Source organism: Actinomadura syzygii, assembly GCF_008085905.1.
Lineage (GTDB): Bacteria > Actinomycetota > Actinomycetes > Streptosporangiales > Streptosporangiaceae > Spirillospora > Spirillospora syzygii.
The window spans coordinates 267,589-289,107 of record NZ_VSFF01000012.1 but is presented as its reverse complement, the minus strand read 5'-3'; the positions used below and the strand labels follow the sequence as shown (position 1 = coordinate 289,107).

19 protein-coding genes are annotated in these 21,519 nt (G+C 73.0%); 3 read left to right on the top strand and 16 right to left on the bottom strand.

Annotation, left to right across the window (positions count from 1 at the left end):
* Positions 1 to 4 precede the first annotated feature (4 nt).
* Complete coding sequence (locus FXF65_RS31315) at positions 5 to 1,651, bottom strand: NsdA family TPR-like regulatory protein (RefSeq protein WP_378231044.1); 1,647 nt, start codon at positions 1,649 to 1,651, stop codon at positions 5 to 7.
* 420 nt (positions 1,652 to 2,071) lie between these two features.
* Here FXF65_RS31315 and FXF65_RS31310 point away from each other — a divergent pair, with 420 nt between their 5' ends.
* The 3 genes from FXF65_RS31310 to FXF65_RS31300 all read left to right on the top strand — a co-directional run bounded on the left by FXF65_RS31310 (position 2,072) and on the right by FXF65_RS31300 (position 4,056).
* Complete coding sequence (locus FXF65_RS31310) at positions 2,072 to 2,353, top strand: hypothetical protein (protein ID WP_148353649.1); 282 nt, start codon at positions 2,072 to 2,074, stop codon at positions 2,351 to 2,353.
* Positions 2,354 to 2,609: 256 nt separating this feature from the next.
* Positions 2,610 to 3,605 (top strand): mechanosensitive ion channel family protein, encoded by a 996-nt coding sequence (locus FXF65_RS31305; RefSeq protein ID WP_148353648.1) that lies wholly within the window; start codon positions 2,610 to 2,612, stop codon positions 3,603 to 3,605.
* A gap of 61 nt (positions 3,606 to 3,666) precedes the next feature.
* A complete protein-coding gene (locus tag FXF65_RS31300) occupies positions 3,667 to 4,056 on the top strand; it encodes a globin (protein ID WP_148353647.1) in 390 nt (129 codons plus the stop codon).
* A gap of 118 nt (positions 4,057 to 4,174) precedes the next feature.
* On the opposite strand, the gene FXF65_RS31295 is transcribed toward FXF65_RS31300, so the two are convergent.
* The 15 genes from FXF65_RS31295 to FXF65_RS31225 all read right to left on the bottom strand — a co-directional run bounded on the left by FXF65_RS31295 (position 4,175) and on the right by FXF65_RS31225 (position 21,483).
* The gene (locus FXF65_RS31295) at positions 4,175 to 5,581 is read right to left on the bottom strand and encodes a S28 family serine protease (protein WP_222868814.1); all 1,407 of its coding nucleotides are present in this window, start codon (positions 5,579 to 5,581) and stop codon (positions 4,175 to 4,177) included.
* A gap of 275 nt (positions 5,582 to 5,856) precedes the next feature.
* A complete protein-coding gene (locus FXF65_RS31290) occupies positions 5,857 to 6,450 on the bottom strand; it encodes a GNAT family N-acetyltransferase (protein WP_148353645.1) in 594 nt (197 codons plus the stop codon).
* Complete coding sequence (locus FXF65_RS31285) at positions 6,447 to 6,884, bottom strand: acyl-CoA thioesterase (RefSeq protein WP_148353644.1); 438 nt, start codon at positions 6,882 to 6,884, stop codon at positions 6,447 to 6,449. Before FXF65_RS31285 ends, FXF65_RS31290 begins: the two co-directional genes overlap by 4 nt.
* 100 nt (positions 6,885 to 6,984) lie before the next feature.
* The gene (gene ettA / locus FXF65_RS31280; protein ID WP_148353643.1) at positions 6,985 to 8,649 is read right to left on the bottom strand and encodes an energy-dependent translational throttle protein EttA; all 1,665 of its coding nucleotides are present in this window, start codon (positions 8,647 to 8,649) and stop codon (positions 6,985 to 6,987) included.
* A gap of 61 nt (positions 8,650 to 8,710) precedes the next feature.
* The gene (locus tag FXF65_RS31275; protein ID WP_148353642.1) at positions 8,711 to 10,000 is read right to left on the bottom strand and encodes a GGDEF domain-containing protein; all 1,290 of its coding nucleotides are present in this window, start codon (positions 9,998 to 10,000) and stop codon (positions 8,711 to 8,713) included.
* 533 nt (positions 10,001 to 10,533) lie between these two features.
* A complete protein-coding gene (locus FXF65_RS31270) occupies positions 10,534 to 10,995 on the bottom strand; it encodes a single-stranded DNA-binding protein (protein WP_148353641.1) in 462 nt (153 codons plus the stop codon).
* Positions 10,996 to 11,093: 98 nt separating this feature from the next.
* Positions 11,094 to 12,800 carry a GTPase family protein gene (locus FXF65_RS31265; protein WP_148353640.1) on the bottom strand — a complete coding sequence of 569 codons (1,707 nt, stop codon included), beginning with the start codon at positions 12,798 to 12,800 and terminating at the stop codon, positions 11,094 to 11,096.
* Positions 12,797 to 14,803, bottom strand: coding sequence for a dynamin family protein (locus FXF65_RS31260; RefSeq protein WP_246199249.1), 2,007 nt, complete (start codon positions 14,801 to 14,803; stop codon positions 12,797 to 12,799). Before FXF65_RS31260 ends, FXF65_RS31265 begins: the two co-directional genes overlap by 4 nt.
* Positions 14,800 to 16,038 (bottom strand): uroporphyrinogen-III C-methyltransferase, encoded by a 1,239-nt coding sequence (gene cobA / locus FXF65_RS31255; protein WP_148353639.1) that lies wholly within the window; start codon positions 16,036 to 16,038, stop codon positions 14,800 to 14,802. Before cobA ends, FXF65_RS31260 begins: the two co-directional genes overlap by 4 nt.
* A gap of 162 nt (positions 16,039 to 16,200) precedes the next feature.
* Positions 16,201 to 17,268, bottom strand: coding sequence for a nicotinate-nucleotide--dimethylbenzimidazole phosphoribosyltransferase (gene cobT / locus FXF65_RS31250; protein ID WP_148353638.1), 1,068 nt, complete (start codon positions 17,266 to 17,268; stop codon positions 16,201 to 16,203).
* A 22-nt stretch (positions 17,269 to 17,290) separates the two neighbouring features.
* Positions 17,291 to 18,316: an Rv2231c family histidinol phosphate aminotransferase CobC gene (cobC, locus tag FXF65_RS31245; RefSeq protein ID WP_148353637.1), complete on the bottom strand. Its 1,026-nt coding sequence runs from the start codon at positions 18,314 to 18,316 to the stop codon at positions 17,291 to 17,293.
* Positions 18,313 to 18,984: a precorrin-8X methylmutase gene (locus FXF65_RS31240; RefSeq protein ID WP_148353636.1), complete on the bottom strand. Its 672-nt coding sequence runs from the start codon at positions 18,982 to 18,984 to the stop codon at positions 18,313 to 18,315. Before FXF65_RS31240 ends, cobC begins: the two co-directional genes overlap by 4 nt.
* Before the next feature lie 72 nt (positions 18,985 to 19,056).
* Complete coding sequence (locus FXF65_RS31235; RefSeq protein WP_148353635.1) at positions 19,057 to 20,352, bottom strand: bifunctional cobalt-precorrin-7 (C(5))-methyltransferase/cobalt-precorrin-6B (C(15))-methyltransferase; 1,296 nt, start codon at positions 20,350 to 20,352, stop codon at positions 19,057 to 19,059.
* Positions 20,330 to 20,914 (bottom strand): hypothetical protein, encoded by a 585-nt coding sequence (locus FXF65_RS31230; protein WP_148353634.1) that lies wholly within the window; start codon positions 20,912 to 20,914, stop codon positions 20,330 to 20,332. The genes FXF65_RS31235 and FXF65_RS31230 overlap by 23 nt, the downstream gene beginning before the upstream one ends.
* Positions 20,914 to 21,483 (bottom strand): GNAT family N-acetyltransferase, encoded by a 570-nt coding sequence (locus FXF65_RS31225; RefSeq protein WP_246199248.1) that lies wholly within the window; start codon positions 21,481 to 21,483, stop codon positions 20,914 to 20,916. The genes FXF65_RS31230 and FXF65_RS31225 overlap by 1 nt, the downstream gene beginning before the upstream one ends.
* Between the last annotated feature and the right edge of the window lie 36 nt (positions 21,484 to 21,519).

The following is a 21,519-nucleotide window of genomic DNA, read 5'->3' as shown; positions in this document are numbered from 1 at the left end:
CGCCTCAGACCTGCTCGGACGGCGGGACGGACGGGCGGCCCTGGGTGGGACTCTGCACGAAGGGCCCGGCGAGCGCCTCGTAGAAGTCCTTCAGCCCGGGGATCTCGCCGTGTTTCGCGGAGACCGCGGCGCCGATCTGGCGGGCGCGGTGCACGAGGATGTCGGACCGGTGGTCGGGCGGCAGGTCGTGGATGGCCTCCTGCCCGGCGGCGAGCGCGGCGTCGGGGTTGCCGCCGTGGAGTTTGCACATGGCCCGGTCGAGGCGGACGAGGGTGAGGTCGACGCGGTCGGTGGGCGAGTAGAGGGTGAGGGCGTGGCTGAGCGCCTCGTCGCCGTGCTTGTGGTCGCCGAGGCTGGTGAAGGTGTCGCCTTCGTAGAACGCCATCTGCCGGTCGGTGAACCCGAACACGAGGTCGCCGGTGTCGGTCTTGGAGAGTTGGTCGAAGACCGACCGGCCGCGGACGAGGGCGCGCCGGGCGCTCGGCGCGGCGTCGCCGCGGCCGCGCAGCGCGAGCATGCCGAGCGCGCGGGCCTCCACGGCGGGGGCCATGGCGGCGGCGACGCCGGGCGTCCGGCCGGCGAGGTCCTGCGCCTTGCGGGCGAGGTGCAGCGCCTCGCGCGGGTCGCCGTAGTACATGGGGACGAGCGACTCCCGGACGGTCACCCAGGCGCGCAGCTGCCGGTCGCCGGTCTCGTCGGCGGCGGTGCGCGCGGTGCGGAAGAACGAGCGGGCCAGCCGGTGGTCGCCGAGGTTGATCATGATCAGCCCGGACAGCCCGGACAGTTGCGCGGCGATCCGGCAGAGCCGCTCCTGGAGCTCGACCGGCTGCCGTTTGTCGCACATCCGCCGCACCTCGCTGAAGTCCAGCAGGACGTCGCAGAGCATGCGCAGGGAAGGGGTGGCCTGGTACTGCTGTCCGTAGCCGTACGTGGTCTCCTCCCACTGGTCGAGCATGGTCGGCGAGACGGTCGCGCCGACGAGGGTGTCGTCCATCTTGCGGCGCAGGTTGTCGACCGCGCCGAGGAACTGACCGTCGAGCGCCACGCCCGCTCCGGCCAGAAGTTGCAGAAGGGTCCTACGAAGCACGATGTCCTCCTCTCCCACATCAATGTTCAAGGGGCCGTCTGCGCGGTCGGGGCCCCTTAGATCCGTCACCGTCGCCCAGGGCCGCTCTCCGGACCTGGGGACGATCGCCCCGACGAGCGCGTCGGGGTCTTGGGCCGGGCGCCGCTCGGACACCCGGGGCTGGGGGATGTTCCCCGCGCCTGGACGGACGGCGTGGCCACGTCCGCAGATGCAGGGGCTCTGGTAGTCGAGCGCGTCGGGCTCGACCCGGTACACGGCGCACAGGTAGTGGAGGTACTCGGGGCCGGGGCGCTTGTAGCCGCTCTCGTAGGCGGACAGGAGCGTCTCGCCTAACCGGGGCGGAGGCTTGCCGTCCACCTCGTAGAGCGCCTTGACCTGGGCGACGATGTCGGACAGCGCGACGCCGTGGGCGAGGCGGTGCGCCTTGACCCGGCTGGTGCCGAACAGCGGCCCGCACGCCTCGTGGATCTCCTGCGCGATCTCGACCGGGGAGCGCCCTCTGGCCAGGGCATGCGCGCGGATCCGGCGAGCCACGTCCGTTTCCTTACGGGGGGGATCCGACATCGGCTCCGGCCTCCTCCACCGTCGGGCGGGGACGTCGCTTCCCGGGGGGAGGACGGTCGTCCCGGCCACGGCGACCGGTCATTTTGGTTGGCCACGAGAGATAATCTCTCGCGCACGCAGCGTAACCCCCGTCACAGTGCGGGCCAAGCGATTCCGCGGAAGTGGTGAGGTCTCGGATGGGTCCCGCGCACCGTGGGTAGAGAATCTTCCTCCGCAGGGGTGGAGACTTCCTCTGAGGTGGGGCAATCCGGTTCTCCGCCGGACGCCGGGTCACTTGACCGGGCACCGTGAGAGTTGCAATTCTCGCCGCGAGTGACCGAACGGCTCCACAGAGTCGATCAGTTGTCGATCACTCGTCCGGTGCTCACGGAGCCCGCGCCCGCAACGCGGCCGGCGCTCGCCTACGGAGGGGGTGCGAAGGTGGTCAGCGACAGACGCGTCGGCTACCTCGAACAGCTTGAGCACGAGCTCGACACGCGGGGGCTCGTCGCCCGCGTCGTCCGGACCCGCTCGGGCCCGGCGTTCCTGCGGGTGGTGAACCCGGAGGCCGCGAGCCTCGCGGAGGACGTGACGTGCGCCCCCGCCCCCGAGACCAAGGACCACTACTTCTGGTGGTCGTGGGGCGAGCGCATGCACGCCGTGGACGACGTCGGCGGCGCCGCCCTGAAGCTGGCGCACGTCCTGCAGCCGCTGCGGCGCTGACCGGCGCACCGGCGTTCCGGCGGCCGCCGGAACGCCCCGCAGACCGGGCGCGCCCCGCGCCCCGCGGCTGAAGATACAGCGCGGCGGTCGCGGGCGCCGCAGGGGCGCGCCCGCCGGTCCAACCCTCCCCGGCCAGCCGTGACCATCCCCGAAGCGAGTATGAACCGGTCGGAAACGTCCCCTACGATCAGGCTCGTACCCGCCGGGGGCACGGCGCGGTGTCCAGGCACCACAATGGCCGGGGAGGGTTCTTCGCATGTCGTTCGCCGTCGCTTCGTCGTTGCCGTGGGCTCAGGACGGCACCCCGGAGGCAGCCTGCGGCGACTCCACGCCGACCACCGCGTGCCGGCTCGTCTGGAACATCTCGCACAACAGCGGGTTCACGAAGTTCTACGCGGACTGGCTGGACGCCCCGCTGGGCACCCTCTCCAAGATCATCCTCACCTTCGTCATCGCGCTGATCGTGCGCAACCTCGCGCACCGGATGATCAGCAAGGTCACGATGCAGATGGCCGAGGGGACGATGGCGGAGAAGGTCCGGGAGCGGTCCCGGACGGTCTTCGACGGCAACCCCGTCCTGCTCAACAAGCGGCGCGCGCAGCGGGCGCAGACGCTCGGCTCGGTGCTGCGCTCCATCGCGTCCATCGTGATCATGGGGACGGCGGCGTTCAGCATCCTCGGCTCGATCGGCCTCAACATCGCGCCCATCCTGGCGAGCGCGAGCGTCATCGGGGTCGCCGTCGGGTTCGGCGCGCAGAACATCGTCAAGGACTTCCTCGCCGGGCTGTTCATGCTGCTCGAAGACCAGTACGGCGTCGGCGACATCATCGACGTGGGCGGCGCCAAGGGCACGGTCGAGGCGGTGACGCTGCGGGTCACGCGGATGCGGGACGTGAACGGCGTCGTCTGGTACGTCCCGAACGGCGAGATCAAGAAGGTCGGGAACGAGTCGCAGAACTGGGGCCGCGCCGTCCTCGACATCCCGGTCGACATCCACGAGGACACCGAGAAGGTCAAGGAGATCCTGCAGAGCACCGCCGACGAGATGGTCGCGGACGGGCCGTGGAACGACATCGTCCTGGAGGAGCCGTCGGTGTGGGGCGTGCAGGCCCTCGCCGGTGACGCGATCGTGATCCGCGTCGTGCTGAAGACGGCGCCGGGCAGGCAGGGCGACGTGGCGCGCGAGCTGCGCGAACGGGTCAAGCGGTCGTTCGACGAGGCGGGCGTCACGGTCGCCACCCCGGCGCCGTGACCGTCCAAGATCCGGATCGGGACGCGGCCCGCGGGGGGACTCGCATAGGGTGGGGAGCGCTATGGCTGAACAGGTGACCTTCTATGAGGCGGTCGGCGGCGAGGAGACCTTCCACCGGCTGGTGCACCGCTTCTACCAGGGCGTCGCGGACGACCCCGACCTCCGCGCCCTCTACCCCGAGGAAGACCTTCGCCCCGCCGAGGAGCGGCTCCGGCTGTTCCTGATCCAGTACTGGGGCGGTCCGTCGACCTACAGCCAGCGGCGCGGGCATCCGCGGCTGCGGATGCGGCACGTCCCCTTCGTGATCGACGAGGCCCAGCGGGACGCCTGGCTGCGCCACATGCGGGTCGCCGTCGAGGAGCTGAAGCTGCCCGAGCAGCTGGAGCAGCAGCTCTGGAACTACTTCACGATGGCCGCCCAGAGCCTCGTGAACGCCCCCTCCGCCCGATAGGTCCCCAGGCTTCCCGGCCGCCGAGACGGCCGAGAAGACGGCGCGGTGTGCCCGGCCCGTGCCAGGGGTCGGCGCACGGGCCGGGCACACCGCGAGTTCCGCTACCGGCCTTTCCGGGCTACAGCGGCGGGCGCTGGAGCTGCAGCGGGTCGTCGGCCGCCGGGGCGGACTTGAGCGACTGCGTCCCCGCCTCGACACCGGCCCAGCGCTTGAGGGAGGCGATCGCCTTCGCCTTCTCGTCCGCGGTGAGCTTGTCGATCAGGCGGGCGCTGTGGTTCATGCCCGGCGCGACGTAGACGGCCGAGTCGCGGCTGCCGTGCCCGAGGCGGAACGGCTCGGAGCCCCACGGGTCGTTCGAGCCGTAGAGGAACAGCATGTGGTTGGCGTTTCCGCGCACCCAGCGGTCGATGTCGCGCATCGCCTTTCCGCGGTCGAACCGCATCGGGACGTCACGCGGGACGTAGGTGCGCGGCTGGTAGCTGCTCTCGTACCGCAGCAGCGGGCGCAGGCTCTTGAACTGCGGCGTGGGCCAGCCGAGCTGCGTGCCCGCCTGGTAGTAGTACGGAATGTAGGGCTCAAGGCCCTGGTCGCTGTAGAACGACAGCCCGGAAATGGTGTCGAGCGTCTGGTAGATGTCGTCGTCGGACGCGTTCACCGCGGGCAGCGACGCGCAGTCGGACTGCAGGCTGTACTGCCAGAACGCCCACTCGTAGTCCATTACCGAGTTCTCGAAGGCGCGGTCCTGCGTGCGCAGGATGTTGAACGTCCAGCCGCCCTCGTCGGCCGCGGCCTTGAAGCGCTTGAGCATGGCCGGGCGGCGCTTCAGGAACTCGCGGGCGAGCCCCTTCACATGGGCGCGGCATTCCGGGTCGGTGCCGACCTTCTTGAAGAAGTCGTCGTAGGCGTGGTCGTCGTTGTTGTTCACGTCGTTAGGGGCCACGTACACGACGCTGCCGTCCACGTCACGCGGGTAGAAGCGCTTGTGGTAGACGGCCGTCATGCCGCCCTTGCTGGCGCCCGTCGAAATCCATTTGCCCTTGTAAATCGTCTTCAGCGCGCCGATGAGGCGGTGCTCGTCGGTCGCGGCCTGCCAGATGTCGTCCTTCGACCAGTCCGCGGGCTCGGGACGGGACGGCGTGAAGTACCGGTACTCCACGGAGATCTGGTTGCCGCCGACGAGCGCCGTCGGCTCGGCCGTGAACATCGTCTCCGGCGTGTTGTAACCGCTGGTGTAGAGCACCATCGGCCGGTCGGACGCCTTGTGCTGAAGCATGATGCGCTGCTCGAACCACGGCCCGCGCGGCTTCCGGTGATCCACCGGCTGCCGGTATTCGAGCCAGAACCAGCGGTAACCCGGCAGCGCCGACGTCTTCTCGGTCACCTGCATTCCGGGAATCGCCCTGAGCTGGTCAAGGATGTCGACGGCCTGAACCGTTCCCCGCTGGGCCGCGCCCGCATGCGTGGTGCCCGCCTGCGCCGCCGTGACGCCCGCCCCGGTCATTCCCGCGGCGAGCAGCAGTGCCATCGCTCCTCGTGAGACGCGCCGCATTAGTGCCCCTTTCGCGTGGGTTCTCCACATTCGCGTCGCGACCTTAGAGGGAGAAGGGTGCCGAAAACGGATTGCTGTTGCGCTTGTTACCTATCCGTGACTGCTCAGTTGTCACGCCCCCGCCCGCCCACGGCACCCCGCGCCCGACCGAACGCGGAGCGCGGCCAGTCGCGGGGCGGCCGAACGGGGCGGGCTCGCACGCGGGCATGGGTGAACGCGGGGCGCGCACGGCGTCACACCGATGGATCGGGTCAGGCGGGCGGGGTCGGGGTGATGCCGTCGTCCCAGGGGGCCAGGCGCTCGAAGAAGCGCTCGTCGTGCCAGCGGCCGTCCAGGTGGATGTGGCGGCGGGCCGTCCCCACGACGGTGAAGCCGTTCCGTTCCAGGACGCGCTGCGAGGCGTGGTTGTCGACCCTCGTGAACGCCTCGACGCGGTGCAGCCGCAGGTCGGCGAAGGCGACGTCCAGGGCGAGGCGCACGGCCTCGGTCGCGACACCGCGTCCGGCGTGCGCGCGCGCCACCCAGTAGCCGAGGAAGCAGCTCTGCAGGGGGCCGCGCAGGACGTTGTTCAGCGTGATCCGTCCGGCGACCTCGCCCTCCAGCAGGATCACGCCCGGCCACATCTCGCCCGTCGCGTACGCCTCCACCAGGTGCTGGAGGTTGTCGCGCTGGCCGTCGACGGTGAAGTACGCGTCGTCCCGCACCGGCTCCCAGGGGCGCAGGTAGTCGCGGTTCTCCGCGTAGAGGGCGGCGAGCGCCTCGGCGTCCGCCATCTGGACGACGCGGAGCCGCACCTCCGACCGGACGCTGTCGAGCCGAGGCGGCGTCCCCGCCAGCGCGGTCATGCGCCCGGCGCCAGGTAGCGCCCGACGAACTCCCGTTCCGCCGCGGTGAAGCGGCGCAGCCGGTTCGTCTCCGGGTCGAACGCGACCATGGTGGACGTCGCCTCGGCGTAGACGTTGTCGTCGTCCCGCACCTCGTAGGCCAGCTTGAACGACGCGGCGCGGGCCTCGGTCACCCACGTCTCGACGCGGATCGGGTAGACGGTCGGCAGCAGCGGCAGCCGGTAGTCGATCTCGTGCCGCGAGACCACCATGCCGCGGACCGGCTTCTCGCCCTTGCGCACCGGGTCGCCGTGGAACATCTCCAGCCGCGCGTCCTCCAGGTAGCCGAGGAACTTGACGTTGTTCACGTGGCCCTGGGAGTCGATGTCGCCGAACCGGATGTTGAACTCGTAGACGTGCCGGTACTCGGCCTCGGGCAGGTCGGTCTGCTGCATGTCCTCGCCTGGGGGTACGGGAAACCGGTCCGGCCCGATGTTACCCGCAGTAGGTTCCGCCGCCGCGGGCGCGCCGGGCGCGCCCGCGGGGTCGGGTGTATCAGTCGCGGGTGAGCTTGCGGTGCGTCACGCGGTGCGGACGGGCCGCGTCGGCGCCCAGCCGCTCGATCTTGTTCTTCTCGTAGTCGGCGAAGTTGCCCTCGAACCAGAACCAGTTCGAGCCCTCTTCCCACGCGAGGATGTGCGTCGCGATGCGGTCGAGGAACCACCGGTCGTGCGAGGTGATCACGGCGCAGCCGGGGAACTCCAGAAGGGCGTTCTCCAGGCTGGACAGCGTCTCGGTGTCGAGGTCGTTGGTCGGCTCGTCCAGCAGCAGGACGTTGCCGCCGAGCTTGAGGGTGAGCGCCAGGTTCAGCCGGTTGCGCTCCCCGCCGGACAGGACGCCGGACGGCTTCTGCTGGTCGGGGCCCTTGAACCCGAACGCGGCGACGTAGGCGCGGGACGGCATCTCCACCTGGCCCACGTTGATGTGGTCGAGACCGTCCGACACGGCCTGCCACACCGTCTTCTTGGGGTCGAGGCCGCCGCGGCCCTGGTCGACGTAGGAGACCTTGACGGTCTCGCCGAGCCGCAGTTGGCCCGCGTCCGGCTGCTCCTCACCGACGATCATCCGGAACAGCGTGGTCTTGCCGACGCCGTTCGGGCCGATGACGCCGACGATGCCGTTCGGCGGGAGGTTGAAGGACAGGTCGTCCATGAGGACGCGGTCCTCGAAGCCCTTGGTCAGCTTGTCCGCGACGATCACCGTGTTGCCGAGGCGGGGGCCCGGCGGGATCTGGATCTCCTCGAAGTCGAGCTTGCGGGTCTTGGCGGCCTCGGCCGCCATCTCCTCGTACCGCTCCAGGCGGGCCTTGCTCTTCGTCTGCCGGGCCTTCGGGTTCGACCGGACCCACTCCAGCTCGTCCTCGAGGCGCTTCTTGCGCTTGGCGTCCTTGTTGCCCTCGACCTTGAGGCGGTCGGCCTTCTTCTCCAGGTACGTGGAGTAGTTGCCCTCGTACGGGTAGCAGCGGCCCCGGTCGAGCTCCAGGATCCACGTCGCGACGTTGTCGAGGAAGTAGCGGTCGTGGGTGACGGCCAGGACGGTGCCCTCGTACTTGGCGAGGAACTGCTCCAGCCACTGGACGCTCTCGGCGTCGAGGTGGTTGGTGGGCTCGTCCAGCAGAAGCAGGTCGGGGGCTTCGAGGAGGAGCTTGCACAGCGCGACGCGGCGGCGCTCACCGCCCGACAGCTTCGACACGTCGGCGTCGCCGGGCGGGCAGCGGAGCGCGTCCATGGCCTGTTCGAGCTGGCTGTCGAGGTCCCACGCGTTGCGGTGGTCGAGCTGCTCCTGGAGCTTGCCCATCTCCTCCATGAGCTCGTCGGAGTAGTCCGTCGCCATCTTCTCGGCGATCTCGTTGAAGCGGTCGACCATCGCCTTGGTCTCGGCGACGCCCTCCTGCACGTTCCCGAGGACGGTCTTCTCCTCGTTCAGCGGCGGCTCCTGCTGGAGCATGCCGACCGTGTACCCGGGCATGAGGCGCGCGTCGCCGTTGGACGGCTGCTCCAGACCGGCCATCATGCGCAGCAGCGTCGACTTACCGGTGCCGTTCGGTCCCAGGACGCCGATCTTCGCACCCGGGAGGAAGTGCAGGGTGACGTCGTCGAGGACGACCTTGTCGCCATGTGCCTTGCGCACACGCTGCATCGTGTAGATGTACTCGGCCATATTTCAAGCCTAGAGGGTCGCGGGCACCGCTTCGTCGCGGTGCGGGAGGTTACGCGGCGCGTTACGCGGCGGGGGCGGGGGGTCCGTCGAGGGCGGGGAGGCACACGCGGTCGCGGCCCGACGACTTCGCGCGGTACAGCGCCAGGTCGGCGGCGGCCATCAGCTCAAGCAGGTCTTCGCCGTGGGTGCGGAACAGCGCGACGCCGACGGACACCGTCACCGTCACCGTTCCCTCCTCCGCCGGGACGGCGAGGCGCCGTACCCGGCCGCGGAGCCGCTCGGCCACCCGGCACGCCTCCACGGTGTCGGCGCCGGGGAGGAGGACCACGAACTCCTCGCCGCCGAACCGCCCGACGACGTCGTAGTCGCGGAGCTGGTGGCAGAGCGTGTTCGCCACCCCGATGAGCACCTGGTCGCCCATGAGGTGGCCGTGGGTGTCGTTGACGCGCTTGAAGTGGTCGATGTCGATCAGCAGCAGGGCGACGGCGTCGTGGGTGCGCTGGGCGCGGGACAGCTCGGTGTCGGCCTCGCGCTGCCACGCCGAGGCGTTGAGCAGGCCGGTCTTGGCGTCCGTCCGGGCGGCGGCCTGGAGCTGCTGGTGCATCAGGCTCCGCTGCAGCAGGACGACCGGGGGCAGCGCGAGGAGGAGTAGGCCCAGCGACAGCGCGCTCGTGATCGTGACGAGGATGCCGACGCACAGCTCGACCACGTCCAGGAGGACGATCTCGCGCGTCCAGAGGACGTCGCGCCAGCGGCTCTCCGGGTTGGCCGCGTGCGCGGCGATCGCGACGATCGCCGTGTTCACCACGGTGAACAGCGCGGCGCACCCCACCGCCGCCGGGATGCCCGGATACCCGTCGACGACCCAGTCGCGCGCCCCCTCTAACGGCTCCGGCACCACCAGGTGGAACACGCCGGACGCGCCCGCCCCCGCGATCCCGTACGCCGCCGCGACCAGCACCCGCCGGTAGATCAGCGTCCGCCGCACCCGGAACTGCAGCAGCGCCTGGAGCGGCACCGGCAGCAGCAGCGAGTACACCGGCGGGAGCAGCAGCGCCACCGGCAGCCACCACGCCGACAGCAGGTCGCGCGCGACCCCCGCCGGCATGCCGAGCCGCCGGGACGCCTCGATGCACACCGCGCTGCACGCGAGGAGGGCCGCGAACGTCGTGACGTCGCCCATCCTGAACGGCGTCTCGACCAGCCCCGCGGCGATCAGCCCCAGATGGACGGCGACGACCACCGGAACGTAGACCAGGAGCAGGGGCGGACGCCCCAGAAGCGCCCGGCGCCTCGGCCTTCGGGCCAGCTCCCCACCACGGTCCTCGGCGGACGACTGCACTGCCGTCATCCTTCCCCCTTACGCGCATCACGTTGTGTAACACGATAGTTGCAACGTGTGCGGAAGGGGCGTGAAACAGGTACGTTCGGGAACGCACATGCGGGCGACAGCCGAGGTCGCCCCGCATCAGGGACCGCGGAGTCGCGGTCCCCGGCACATCCTGAGGGGGATACACCATGCGCGGCGTTTCCTGGATCTGACCAGGCCGCAGAACCCCGACGGTGCGGGGGCGAAGACCGACGACCGAACCACCGCCGGCCCCGCCCCCGCTCCCCGGAGAATCACCTCCCCCCACTTCCCCCCTCAGGGCCCACACCGGCCCACCCCACGCCCTGCCCACTCCCCAGCGCCGGGCACCGCCCCCGCCTGCCCAAAGGCCGCCGCGCCGCCCGCCCGAAGGGCACCGCGCCGCCCGCCCGAAGGCCGCCGCGCCGCCTACTCAGGGACGTCGCCCTCCTCGGTCGCCGACGACGGCGCCCGACCAGACATCGACCACTGAGCCCGCCATCGCCAAGACCGTCCGCCGCCGGTCAGCGGGTGAGTTAGGCCGCTTGGGGTTGGGGTTCTTCGGTCGGGGTCAGGGCCCATTCGTCGGCGGTCTCGCGGGCGAGGCGGCGGTCCTCCTCGGTCAGGGGGCCGTTGCGCTGGGCGGCGCGGAAGTCGGCGGTGCCGCGGGTCAGGTCGGGGCCGAGGGTGAGGGCCTCGACCTCGGCGGAGAAGCGCCACTGGTCGTCGCGCTCGTACTGGCGGATCCGCAGGCGGCCGGTGACCAGGACGGGCGTGCCCCGCTGGAAGTCGGACCCGTTGACGTTGTCGGCGAGGCCCCGCCAGCAGTTGACGGTCAGGAACAGGGCGTCGTCGTCCTGCCACTGGCCGGTCTGGCGGTCGAAGCGGCGCGGCGTGCAGCCGACCCTCAGCGACAGGAACGGCGTCCCGTTGGCGGTGACGGCGTAGCGGGGCTCGGCCGCGACCCAGCCGGTGATGGTGACGTGCGCCTCGTTCATGAGCGTCCTCCGTGGGACTCGTGCAGTCCATGTGCTGACGAGTCAACGGTGACGCAGCGCGACCGCCCCCCGGAAGCGATGCCGCGATTGTGGATAACTCAGGTGCGGCCGAGCGCGACGTCCACGTCGCGGCGGAAGCGGGAGTACACCTGGAGGTCGTCCTCGACGGGGGCGACCACCTTCTCCCCCGCGACACGCTCGATGCCGACGCGCATGTGGTGTTCCATCTTCTCGGCGTGTTTGGCCGACGACAGCGCCACCAGGTTCCGGCACGCGGACGCGGTGAGCCACCCCATCCCCAGCGTGCACACCACGAGCACGGCGACGTACGGGATCAGGCCCGGCTCCCCGAGGAGGCCGCCCGGGTCGTCGCCGCCGAGGTCGAACACACCGTAGGCGACGAGCAACCCGATCCAGAGGACGCTGAGCACGGCGACCAGCACGAGGAAGTACTGCCAGGTCTTGACCAGCCACCACCAGCGCGGCACCTGGTTGAACGTGGGCAGGGCGTCCTTCAGGGACTCGCCGAGCGCCTCGGGGATCTCGGTCGCGTGCGCGCGGGCCGCGGCGCGGACGGACCGCCCCCAGTGGGCGGGCAGCTCGGGCGTGATGCCCTCGGTGACGCCCTGGAGCGCGTTGTCGACGTCGCCCTGCTGGGCGCCGATCGGCCCGGTGAAGGCGCCGCGCAGCTCCTCGCGCAGCTCGGTGAGCCGCATCCGGCGCAGCGGGTCGGAGCGCAGCCGCGCGACGATCGCGGCGACCGGCCAGCCGACGAAGTCGGCGGCGCGCAGCTCGTAGGCGCTCTCCATGGCCTCGGCGACGGCGGGCGCGCCCGCCGCGTCGGTCAGCGCCTGGACGAGGTCGCCGCGCCGCCCGTCGTCCACGGTGGTCGGGGGCTCGCCGTCGAGCCGGTACCCGGCGAACCGCTCGGCGACCCGGTCGACGTCCGCGGACAGCCGCTCGGTGCGGGCGCGGCGGGCGGCGACGGTGTCGACGAGGATGTCGCGGAAGCCGTAGACGCCGTCCTCGGCGACGGCGGAGGTGGTCACGATCCGCGGGTCGGCGAGGCCCTCGGCCTCCAGCAGGCGGCGCAGGTCGGCGACGCAGTCGTCGATCTCGTGCGGGGCGAGCCGGTCGACCTGGTTCAGCACGATGAGGGTCACGCCGGTGTGCCGCGCGAACGGGACGATGTAGTTGCGGTGCAGTGCCGCGTCGGCGTACTTCTGCGGGTCGACGACCCAGACCAGCAGGTCGGCGATCGTGACGAACCGGTCGACCTCGGCGCGGTGCATCGCCTGGATCGAGTCGTGGTCGGGCAGGTCGATGAGGACGAGCCCCTGCAGCGAGGCGTCGGCGCGTTCCAGGTCGAGGGCGCTGGCGCGGGCGTAGCGGTGCCGCTTGTCGACGTCCAGCCAGTCGAGCAGGGGGCCCGCGCCGTCCAGTCCCCAGACGCAGGCGTGCGCCTGGGACGTCATCGGCCGCCGCATCCCGGTGGGCGACAGCTCCAGCCCGCAGATCGCGTTGAACAGGGACGACTTGCCGCTGCCGGTGCCGCCCGCGAGGGTCACGACGGTGTGGTCGCCGGACAGCCGGAGCCGCTGCCCGGCCCGGTCGAGGAGCGCGGCGGCGTCCTCCAGGACGGGCTGGTCGAGCCGTCCGATGCCCGCCTGGACGAGCCGGTCGAGGCCGTTGAGCCGTTCGGTCAGCCCCGGCGGCCCGAGGGGAGCGGCGCCGTCGCCGGGGCCCGGGAGCGGGATCCCGCCGGTTTCCGCGGACGGGTTCGCGGGGATGGCCGAGGTGGTCATCGGGCAACCTCAAGGTTGTAGGTGGCCTGGTAGAGCTGGACGGGGACGGTCTCGTCCGGGATGCCGGCGGAATCGAGCACCTGCCCGAACCTGATGGCCTCCTCGTCGAACAGCATCCCGATGCGGCTGCGCAGGTCGGCGCGGGCCTTGGCGCCCATGCCGCGCAGCGACTCGGCGCCGAACAGCGCCTTCAGCAGCCGCTGCGGGACGGCGCTGTTGCCGCCCTCCACGGCCACCTCGGACGTGCCGTACCCGAGCAGCCCGATCATCAGGACGAGCGAGACCGCCTCGGTGTCGAACGAGACCAGCTTCGCGACCGAGCGCTTGGTGACGCCCTCGGTGCGGATCAGCTCCTGGACGTGGTCCTGCCAGGAGCTGACGGCCCGGGTGACGCGGCGCGACAGCTCCGGGGAGACGTGCACGAGGTCGGCGCCGGCCGCGGCGAGGACCTGCCGTCCGGCCGGGTGGTCCCGCCAGCGGGCGATGACCTGCTCGGCGCCGTGCTCGGCGGACGCCATGATCAGCGATTCGAGCCCGCTGCGCAGCGCCGCCTTGAGCGCCCGGACGCGGGCCGGGCTGCTGCGCCGCCGTCGGCTCGCGGACCGGCCGCGCCGGGGCCGCTGGGCGTGCAGCGAGCGCAGCAGGTCGCCGGTGCCCGCGAAGTCCTGCCAGCGGGCGAGGACCTCGCCGCGCAGCAGCGAGCCGTTGCGGGTGGCCTCGTCCAGCTCGGCGAGCGCGGTGCCGTACCCGCCGTCGACCTCGCGCGCCAGCTCGGTGCGCTGCGCGACCTGCGCCTCGACCTGCCGGGCCACCTCGGGGACGCGGGTGCGGAAGCTGTCCAGCACGGCGGCGAGGGTGTCCTCGATGACGATCTCGCGGTCCTCGGCGTCCTCGGCGACGCCGGTCAGCCACGCGCGGATGTCGGCGACGACCTCCTCGGGGAGGCGGCTGTCCTCGACGCGGGTCTCCGGGACGGTGAACCGGCGCGCGTCGCCGACCTCGTTCTCGTCCAGCATGGAGCCGAAGTGCTCGACGATCTCGGCGCCCTGCGGCCCGGCGCCCTGCGGGACCCGGGACAGCACGACCCCGATCGTGGCGCCGTTCTCCTTGGCGCGTTGCAGCATCTGCCACACCTGCGCGTCGGCGTACCGGGCGGCGGTCGTGACGCACAGCCACAGGTCGGCGGCGGCCATCAGCTTGGTCGCGAACTCGTAGTGGTCCTCGAAGACGGAGTCGAAGTCGGGGCTGTCGAGGAGGGCGAGGCCGGGCGGCAGGACGTCGCTGGTGATCACGACGAGCTGGTCGCCCGCGATGGCGTCGGGGGCCGGGCCGCGGACGCGCCCCATGCCGGGCAGCATCGGGCCCTCAAGGAACCAGCGCGCGTGGTCGGGATGGCAGACGAGGATCGGGCTGCTGGTGGTCGGGCGGAGCACGCCGGTGGCGCTCACCCGGGACCCGACGAGCGTGTTGACCAGCGTGGACTTGCCCGCGCCGGTCGACCCGCCGAGCACCACGAGCAGCGGCGCGCCCGCGGCCTGGATGCGCGGGAGGACGTAGTCCTGGAGCTGGTCGCGCAGCTCGTCGCGGGCCTCGCGGGCCTCCTCGACGCCGGGGACGTCCAGCAGGAACTCGAACGCGCCGAGCTGTTCGCGCAGGACGTTCAACGCCCGGGTCAGCTCGCCCTGGTGGACCGTGCCGCGCGCCGGGCGGACGGCGCGCCGCCGCGCGCGCTTCGGCCGCTCGGGCCGCTCGTCGCCGCCGGTCTCGGGCTCGGCCGCGGACTTGGCGTCGGCCTGGGCCTCGGCTTCTTGATCCTTGTCGTTCGTGTCGCCGGGCTCCTTCTTGGACCGGGTGCCCGACCGCCGCCGCCGCGCGCCCTTGCCGGACGTGGCCGCGCCGGGCGCGGCGCCCTCGCCGGGCGCCGCGGAGTCGTCCGCTCCGCGTCCCGGGCCGGCGCCGGCCTCCTCGTCGTGGACCGCGCTCTGCTCTGCGGGGGGTGTCACGGATCCCGTCCCATGTCCGCTCGAATCATGTCGATCTCTCGTGCCACGTTGACGACGTCGCCCACGACCACGATCGCCGGGGGCCGGATCCCGCCGGCGGCCATCTCACCGGCCACCGTGCCCAGCGTCGCCGTCAGCGTCCGCTGGCCGGGGAGGGTGCCGTCCTGGACGACGGCGACCGGCGTGTCGGACGACCGACCATAGCGCATGAGGGCCGCCGCGATCAGCGTCATCCGCTCGACCGCCATGAGCAGGACGATCGTGCCGCCGCCGCGGGCGAGCGCCGCCCAGTCGACGGTCGAGTCGGGGTGCCCCGGCGGGACGTGCGCGGAGATCACGTGGAACTCCTGCGCGACGCCGCGGTGGGTCACCGGGATGCCCGCCGCGGACGGCACCGCGACGGCGCTGGTGATGCCCGGGACGACCGTGACCGGGACGCCGTGCCGCGCGCAGTACAGGGCCTCCTCGCCGCCGCGGCCGAACACGAACGGGTCGCCGCCCTTCAGCCGGACGACGAAGCGCCCCTGCTTGGCGTGCTCGACGAGGTACTCGTTGATGCGGTCCTGCGCGACCGTCCGGCCGTAGGGGATCTTGGCCGCGTCGATGACCTCGACGTCCGTGGGCAGCTCGTCCAGCAGGCCGCCGGGGGCGAGCCGGTCGGCGACCACGACGTCGGCCATCGCGAGCAACTGCCGCCCGCGCACGGTGATCAGCCCCGGGTCGCCGGGCCCGCCGCCGACGAGCGCGACCCCGGCGGGCTTGCGCCGGGAGTGCCGGGACTCAAGGCCGCCCTCGCGCAGCCCCTCGACGACGGCGTCGCGGATGCCCGCGGCGCGCCGCGGGTCGCCGCCGAGCAGCACGCCCACGGTGGCCTCGCCCGCGTGCCCGGACGCGGGCGTCCAGGCGGGCGAGGACTCGGCGTCGTCGGCCCGGACGGACCAGATCCGCGCGGCCTCGGCCTCGGCGACGACGTCCCCGTTGACCTTGGCGTCGTCGGTGACGGCCTGGACGAGCCAGGCCCCCGCGCAGTCGCCGGGGCGGTACGGCCGCTCATGCCAGACGATCTTGTCGCGCTCGGCGAGCCCCTGCAGCGAGGCGGTGACCTCGGGCGAGACCAGCACGACGGCGGCGCCCGCGTCCAGCAGCGCGGGCACGCGGCGCTGCGCGACCCGGCCCCCGCCGACGACGAGGACACGCCGACCGCGGAGTCGCAGTCCTAGCAGGTACGGGGGCACGTGCTGTTCTCTCGATCGTGAAGTGCGGGGCGCCCCGCGGACGCCGGTTACGGACAACTGTCTTTGTGGAACAAAGGTACTCGCGTTCAGGAGTGCATGGAGAGGGCCTCCGGCCAGTCGATAGCCGAGCGTGACTCATTCGGTGATCGATTAGTTACGGACTCAGGCTTCCTTTTCGCTGACGCCCGCGGAGTCGAACGTCGCGACCTCGTGCAGCACCCGCACCGAGCCCTGGACCAGCGGCAACGCCAGCAGGGCCCCGGTCCCCTCGCCCAGCCGGAGCTCCAGGTCGACGAGCGGGCGCAGGCCGAGCGCGGCGAGCGCGGCGGCGTGGCCGGGCTCGGCCGAGCGGTGCCCGGCGACCCACGCGGCGACGGCGTCGGGGGCGAGCGCGGCGGCCGCGAGGGCGGCGGCGCCGGCGATCACGCCGTCCAGGATCACCGGGACGCGCTGCGCCGCCGCGCCGAGGACGAACCCGGCGATCCCGGCGTGCTCCAGCCCGCCGACGGCGGCGAGGACGTCCAGCGGGTCCGCGGCCTCGGCGGGCAGGCCGTGCCGGGCGAGCGCGGCGCGGACGACCTCGACCTTGCGGGCGTGGGTGGCGTCGTCGACGCCGGTCCCCCGTCCGGTGACCCGCTCGGGCGGCAGGCCGGTGAACGCGGCGATCAGCGCGGCGGACGCGGTGGTGTTGGCGATCCCCATGTCCCCGGTGATCAGGCACCGCGCGCCGTTCGCCACGAGTTCACGGGAGATTCCGATGCCGGTCTCGACGGCGCGGCGGGCCTCGTCCGGGGTCATGGCGGGGCCGCCGGTCATGTCGGCGGTGCCGGGCGCGACCTTGCGCGCGAGCAGGCCGGGCGCGGGCGGCAGTTCGGCGGCGACGCCGATGTCGACGACGGTGACGTCCGCGCCGACCTGGGCGGCGAAGGCGTTGACGACGGCCCCGCCCGCGAGGAAGTTGGCCACCATCTGCGCGGTGACCTCCTGCGGCCACGGCGTGACGCCCTGCGCGTGGACGCCGTGGTCGGCGGCGAACACGGCGACGGCGGCGGGCTCGGGCGGCGGGGGCGGGCACCGTCCGGCCAGCCCGGCGAGCTTGACCGACACCTCCTCCAGGACGCCGAGCGACCCGGGCGGCTTGGTGAGCCGGGCCTGGTGGTCGCGGGCGTCCCGCATCGCGGCCTCGTCCGGCGGGACGACGGCCGCGACGGTCTCCTCGATCAGGTTCACGCTCTCCTACCTCTCTGGCGGATCAGATGCCGAGTTCGCCGAGCGTCTCCAGCAGGACGTCGTTGGACGCCCTGTCGCGCACGGTGATGCGCAGCCAGTCGGGGCCGAGGCCCGGGAACGTGTCGCCGCGCCGCACGGCGTAGCCGCGCTGCCTGAGCAGCGCCCGGATGCCGAGGCCGTCGGGCACGCGCAGGCACAGGAAGGACGCCCGCGCCTCGGGCACGACGTAGAGGCCGCGCGCGGCCAGCTCGGCGGCGAGCCTGTCCCGCTCTGCGGCGAGTTCGACGGCCCACGCCTCGGCCTCGGCGACGGCCTCCGGCGCGGAGCACGCCTCGATCGCGACGAGCGCGGGCGTGGACACCGCCCACAGCGGCTGCGCGTCGGCGAGGCGTCCGACCAGGTGGGGGTCGGCCAGGACGTATCCGGCGCGCAGCCCGGCGAGGCCCCACGTCTTGGTGAGGGAGCGGATCACGGCGATCCCGGCGGGGAGCCTGCCCGCGAGGGACTCCGGCTCGCCGGGGACGCAGTCCATGAACGCCTCGTCGACCACGACCGTCCGGCCGGGACGGGCGAGCGAGGCGACCGCGTCGGCCGGGTGCAGCACGGACGTCGGGTTGGTGGGGTTGCCGATCACGACGAGGTCGGCGTCGTCGGGGACGTCCGCCGGGTCGAGGGTGAAGTCCTTGCCGAGGACGACCCGCCGCACCGCGTGCCCGGCGGCCCGCAGCGCCGCCTCCGGCTCGGTGAACTGGGGGTGCACGACGGCGGCCTTGCGCGGCGCGAGCACCCGCGCGAGCAGCACGAACGCCTCCGCCGCGCCCGCCGTGAGCAGCACCTCGCCGGCGGCGCGGCCGTGCCGCCGGGCGACCGCACGGCGGGCGGCGCGCGGATCGGGGTAGGCGGCGAGGTCGGCGACGGACGCGCGGATCCGCTCGGCCAGCCAGGCGGGCGGGGTGCCCGTCCGGACGTTGACGGCGAAGTCGGCGAGCCCGTCGCCGACCTCGGCGTCGCCGTGGTGGCGCAGGTCGACGTCCGGGGGGCGGGTCATGGACGGCCCTCCTCGTGGTCCGGCTGCTGGTGGCGGGGCTGCCCGTGGTGTGACTGCCCGTGGTGGATTTGCTCGTGGTCGGGCTGCTCGTGGTACAGCAGGGCGTTGACGGCGGCCGCGGCGACGACCGAGCCGCCCTTCTCCGAGGCGTTGCTGAGCTGCGGCAGCCCGCTCGCCCGCAGCGCCTCCTTGGCCTCGCGCGCGCCCGCGAAGCCGACCGGCACGCCGACCACCAGCGCCGGGTCCACCCCGCGCGCGATGATCTCCGCGATCGCCTCCGGGGCGGACCCGACCGCCCAGACCGCGCCCGGCCCCACCTCCGCGTACGCGAGCCGGACGGCGGCGGCCGACCGGGTGATCCCGGCGGCGCGCGCCATCCGGGCCGAGGCCGGGTCGGCGGCGTGGCAGACCGTCTCGCGGGCGCTGATCCCGGCGGCGACCATCCCCTCGTCGGTGACGATGGGCGCGCCGCCGCGCAGCGCCGTCCAGCCCCGGTGCAGGTGCTCCTCGCTCGTCACGAGGTCGACCGCGTACTCCAGGTCGGCGGTGGCGTGGATCACCCGCTCGGCGACGGCCCGCCACAGCGGCGGCATCGGGGACAGGTCGACGCGGGACCGCAGGATCTCGTACGACCGGACCTCGATCGGATGGGGCTGGCGGACGGTCAACTGCGCCTCCTGCTTCGGGTTCCGGACCACCAGGGTGTCACGGGACGCGGCGCGCTATCGCACTATGCCGGGCTAGTTCGACTTGCTCGACTCGCCGGATTCGTCCGGCCCGTCGGGCTCATCCGGCTCATCCGGCTCGGCGGGGAGGGCGGGGGTGGTGTCGATGGGACGTCCGGCTCGGGGCGGGCGGCGACCCGCCGACGGGACGCCCCGCTCGCCCCACACGACGATCACCGGTTCCTCGGGCGGCGCGTCCAGCGGGGACGCCTGGAGCCGGACGGCCGCCGCCGCGAACCCGCTTTCGGCCAGGGCGTCCAGCATCTCCCCCGCCGCGCCGTCCCCGGGCGCGACGGCGACGAGGCGGGACGGGCCGAGCGCCGCGCAGACCCGCACCGCCTCCGCCCCGGCGACCCCCGGCCCGAGGAAGACCGCGTCGGGTCTCGGCAGGTGGTCGGCCGTCGAGCGCACGTCCCCCGACGCCATCGCCACCTTGACCCCGTGCAGCCGGACGTTCTCCCGGATCCGCTCGCACGTCGCGTAGTCGCGGTCGACGGCGACCACGGCCGCGCCGAACCGCGCGCACTCGACGCCCACCGAGCCGTCGCCGGACTCCACGTCCCACACCATGTCCCCGACCCGCGGGCCCAGCCTGGCCAGGACGAACGCCCGCACCTCCGGCCGGGGCCCCGCGCCGTCGCCGAAGGCGTCCGAGGGCAGCGCCCACCCGGCGGGCCCGGGAGCGGTTCCCGAGATCCAGCACGACTCCCCTAGCGCGCGCCGGTTGTCCAGGACGAGCACCACGTCCGGCTCATTCCAAGGACGAGTGGTCGCCTCGGCCGGACGGACATAGACGACCCGCTCCCCAGGCCCGTCGAGGTCTTCGCAGACGACGAACGAACGCGGAGTGACGGGGAACAGCGCGCGCGCCAGTTCCGCCGGCCCCGCCCCAGGCCCGGTCAGCACGGCCACCTTGGGATGGGCCCGGCAGGCGTTCACGGCCTGTCTGAGGTGTCCGTCCCTGGCGGACACGACCAGCGCGTCGTCCCAGGGCAGTCCCGCTTGGGCGAACGCACGCGCGACCAGAGGCGCGGCGGGGAACGTCTCCGGGCCCTGCCCGTCTTCGAGCAGGGGCCGCAGGACGCCGAAATGGCCGGGGTCGCCGTCGACGACGAGCACCACGTCCTGGTCGGTGACGTCCACGCCGCGCAGGGCGCCGACCACATCGTCGGTGGCGATTCTCTTCGCGTCCGGGGGCAGGGGCAGCGCGTCCAGCAGCCGGGCCTCGCCGATGACCAGGGCGGCGCTGTCCAGCGCCGCCCGCGCCGCCTCGGCGAGGGGCGAACCGTCACGGCCGACGACCGTCAGCATGATCTGCTCCGCCGCCTACCGAGCTGTTCCGGGGGGTGTGGGGGGTCGTCCCCCCCACATCAGACCGAGCCGGACTTCGACTCATGCGCCCGTACATGCCGACCATGCGCTCGCCCTCCGCGTCCACGAGCACCACCTGCGCGGCGACGGGACTGGCGGACGTCCCGGCGGCAGCGGCGGCGAGCCGCTCCAGTTCCCCAGCAGTCCGGCGGCACAGCTCCCGGCCGCACGGGCCGAGCCGTCCGGCGGACTCCCACAGCTCGTAGGCATGCCGGGGCGTCGGGGCGTCGGCGACCTCGGCGGCGAGCGCGGCGCCGCCGTCCATGTCGAGGGTGATCGAATCCAGCACGCCCGCGAGCCCGGAACCGCCGCCGAGGAAGGCGGCCTGCTCGCCCAGGCCCGTGACCAGGACGAACCGCTCGATGCCGTCCGCGACCGCCTGCTCGACCGCCGCGCCGAGCCCGTCCGGGCCCGCCTCCGCGAAGCACGACCCCGGCAGGGTCGGCATCATCCGGCGGGCCGCCTCGCCCGCGCCCGCGCCGTGGACCACCCGAGTGCTCATCACGGCTCCCGGTGCGCCGGGTCGGTCGAGATGCGGCTGAAGACGACCATGTCGCGGCTGATCCCGTCGGCGTCGCGCTCGGCGCCCCGCGCGACGCCCTCGCGCACGTACCCGGCCTTCTCGGCGACGCGGAGCGACGCCCCGTTGGTGACCATGGCGCGCAGCTCGACGCGGTGCAGCCCGCAGTGGCGCAGCGCCCAGGCGGTGATGAGGGAGAGCGACTCGGTGGCGTGGCCGCGGCCGCGCGCCCCGGGCCGCATGCCGTAGCCGACCTCGCAGCTCAGGTGCTCCCAGTTCACGCGGAACAGCCCGATCGTGCCGAGCAGGTCGCCGGTGCCCGGATGGATGGTCGCGAGGTGGATGCCGAGGCCGAACCGCTGCAGCTTGTGGACGCCCTCCCGCAGGAACCACGCGATGGGCTCGGCCTCCAGCACGCCCGGGAAGTTCGGGGGGAGGAAGTCCTCACCCGCGCGGATCACCTCGATCAGCGAGGGCGCGTCGTCGAGTCCGAACGGGCGAAGCACGACCCCTTCGCCCTCCAGCCGGACCCCTCCACCGAAGGCCTTCACCCGCGCTCTCCTCCGCCTGCCTCGACCACCGCACAG

Bases quoted from the DNA above. Each gene is read 5' to 3' on its own strand.
- FXF65_RS31315 (WP_378231044.1), bottom strand. From the start codon at position 1,651: ATGTCGGATCCCCCCCGTAAGGAAACGGACGTGGCTCGCCGGATCCGC.
- FXF65_RS31305 (WP_148353648.1), top strand. From the start codon at position 2,610: ATGTCGTTCGCCGTCGCTTCGTCGTTGCCGTGGGCTCAGGACGGCACC.
- FXF65_RS31300 (WP_148353647.1), top strand. From the start codon at position 3,667: ATGGCTGAACAGGTGACCTTCTATGAGGCGGTCGGCGGCGAGGAGACC.
- FXF65_RS31295 (WP_222868814.1), bottom strand. From the start codon at position 5,581: ATGGCACTGCTGCTCGCCGCGGGAATGACCGGGGCGGGCGTCACGGCG.
- FXF65_RS31290 (WP_148353645.1), bottom strand. From the start codon at position 6,450: ATGACCGCGCTGGCGGGGACGCCGCCTCGGCTCGACAGCGTCCGGTCG.
- FXF65_RS31285 (WP_148353644.1), bottom strand. From the start codon at position 6,884: ATGCAGCAGACCGACCTGCCCGAGGCCGAGTACCGGCACGTCTACGAG.
- ettA (WP_148353643.1), bottom strand. From the start codon at position 8,649: ATGGCCGAGTACATCTACACGATGCAGCGTGTGCGCAAGGCACATGGC.
- FXF65_RS31275 (WP_148353642.1), bottom strand. From the start codon at position 10,000: ATGACGGCAGTGCAGTCGTCCGCCGAGGACCGTGGTGGGGAGCTGGCC.
- FXF65_RS31270 (WP_148353641.1), bottom strand. From the start codon at position 10,995: ATGAACGAGGCGCACGTCACCATCACCGGCTGGGTCGCGGCCGAGCCC.
- FXF65_RS31265 (WP_148353640.1), bottom strand. From the start codon at position 12,800: ATGACCACCTCGGCCATCCCCGCGAACCCGTCCGCGGAAACCGGCGGG.
- cobC (WP_148353637.1), bottom strand. From the start codon at position 18,316: ATGACCCGCCCCCCGGACGTCGACCTGCGCCACCACGGCGACGCCGAG.
- FXF65_RS31235 (WP_148353635.1), bottom strand. From the start codon at position 20,352: ATGCTGACGGTCGTCGGCCGTGACGGTTCGCCCCTCGCCGAGGCGGCG.
- FXF65_RS31230 (WP_148353634.1), bottom strand. From the start codon at position 20,914: ATGAGCACTCGGGTGGTCCACGGCGCGGGCGCGGGCGAGGCGGCCCGC.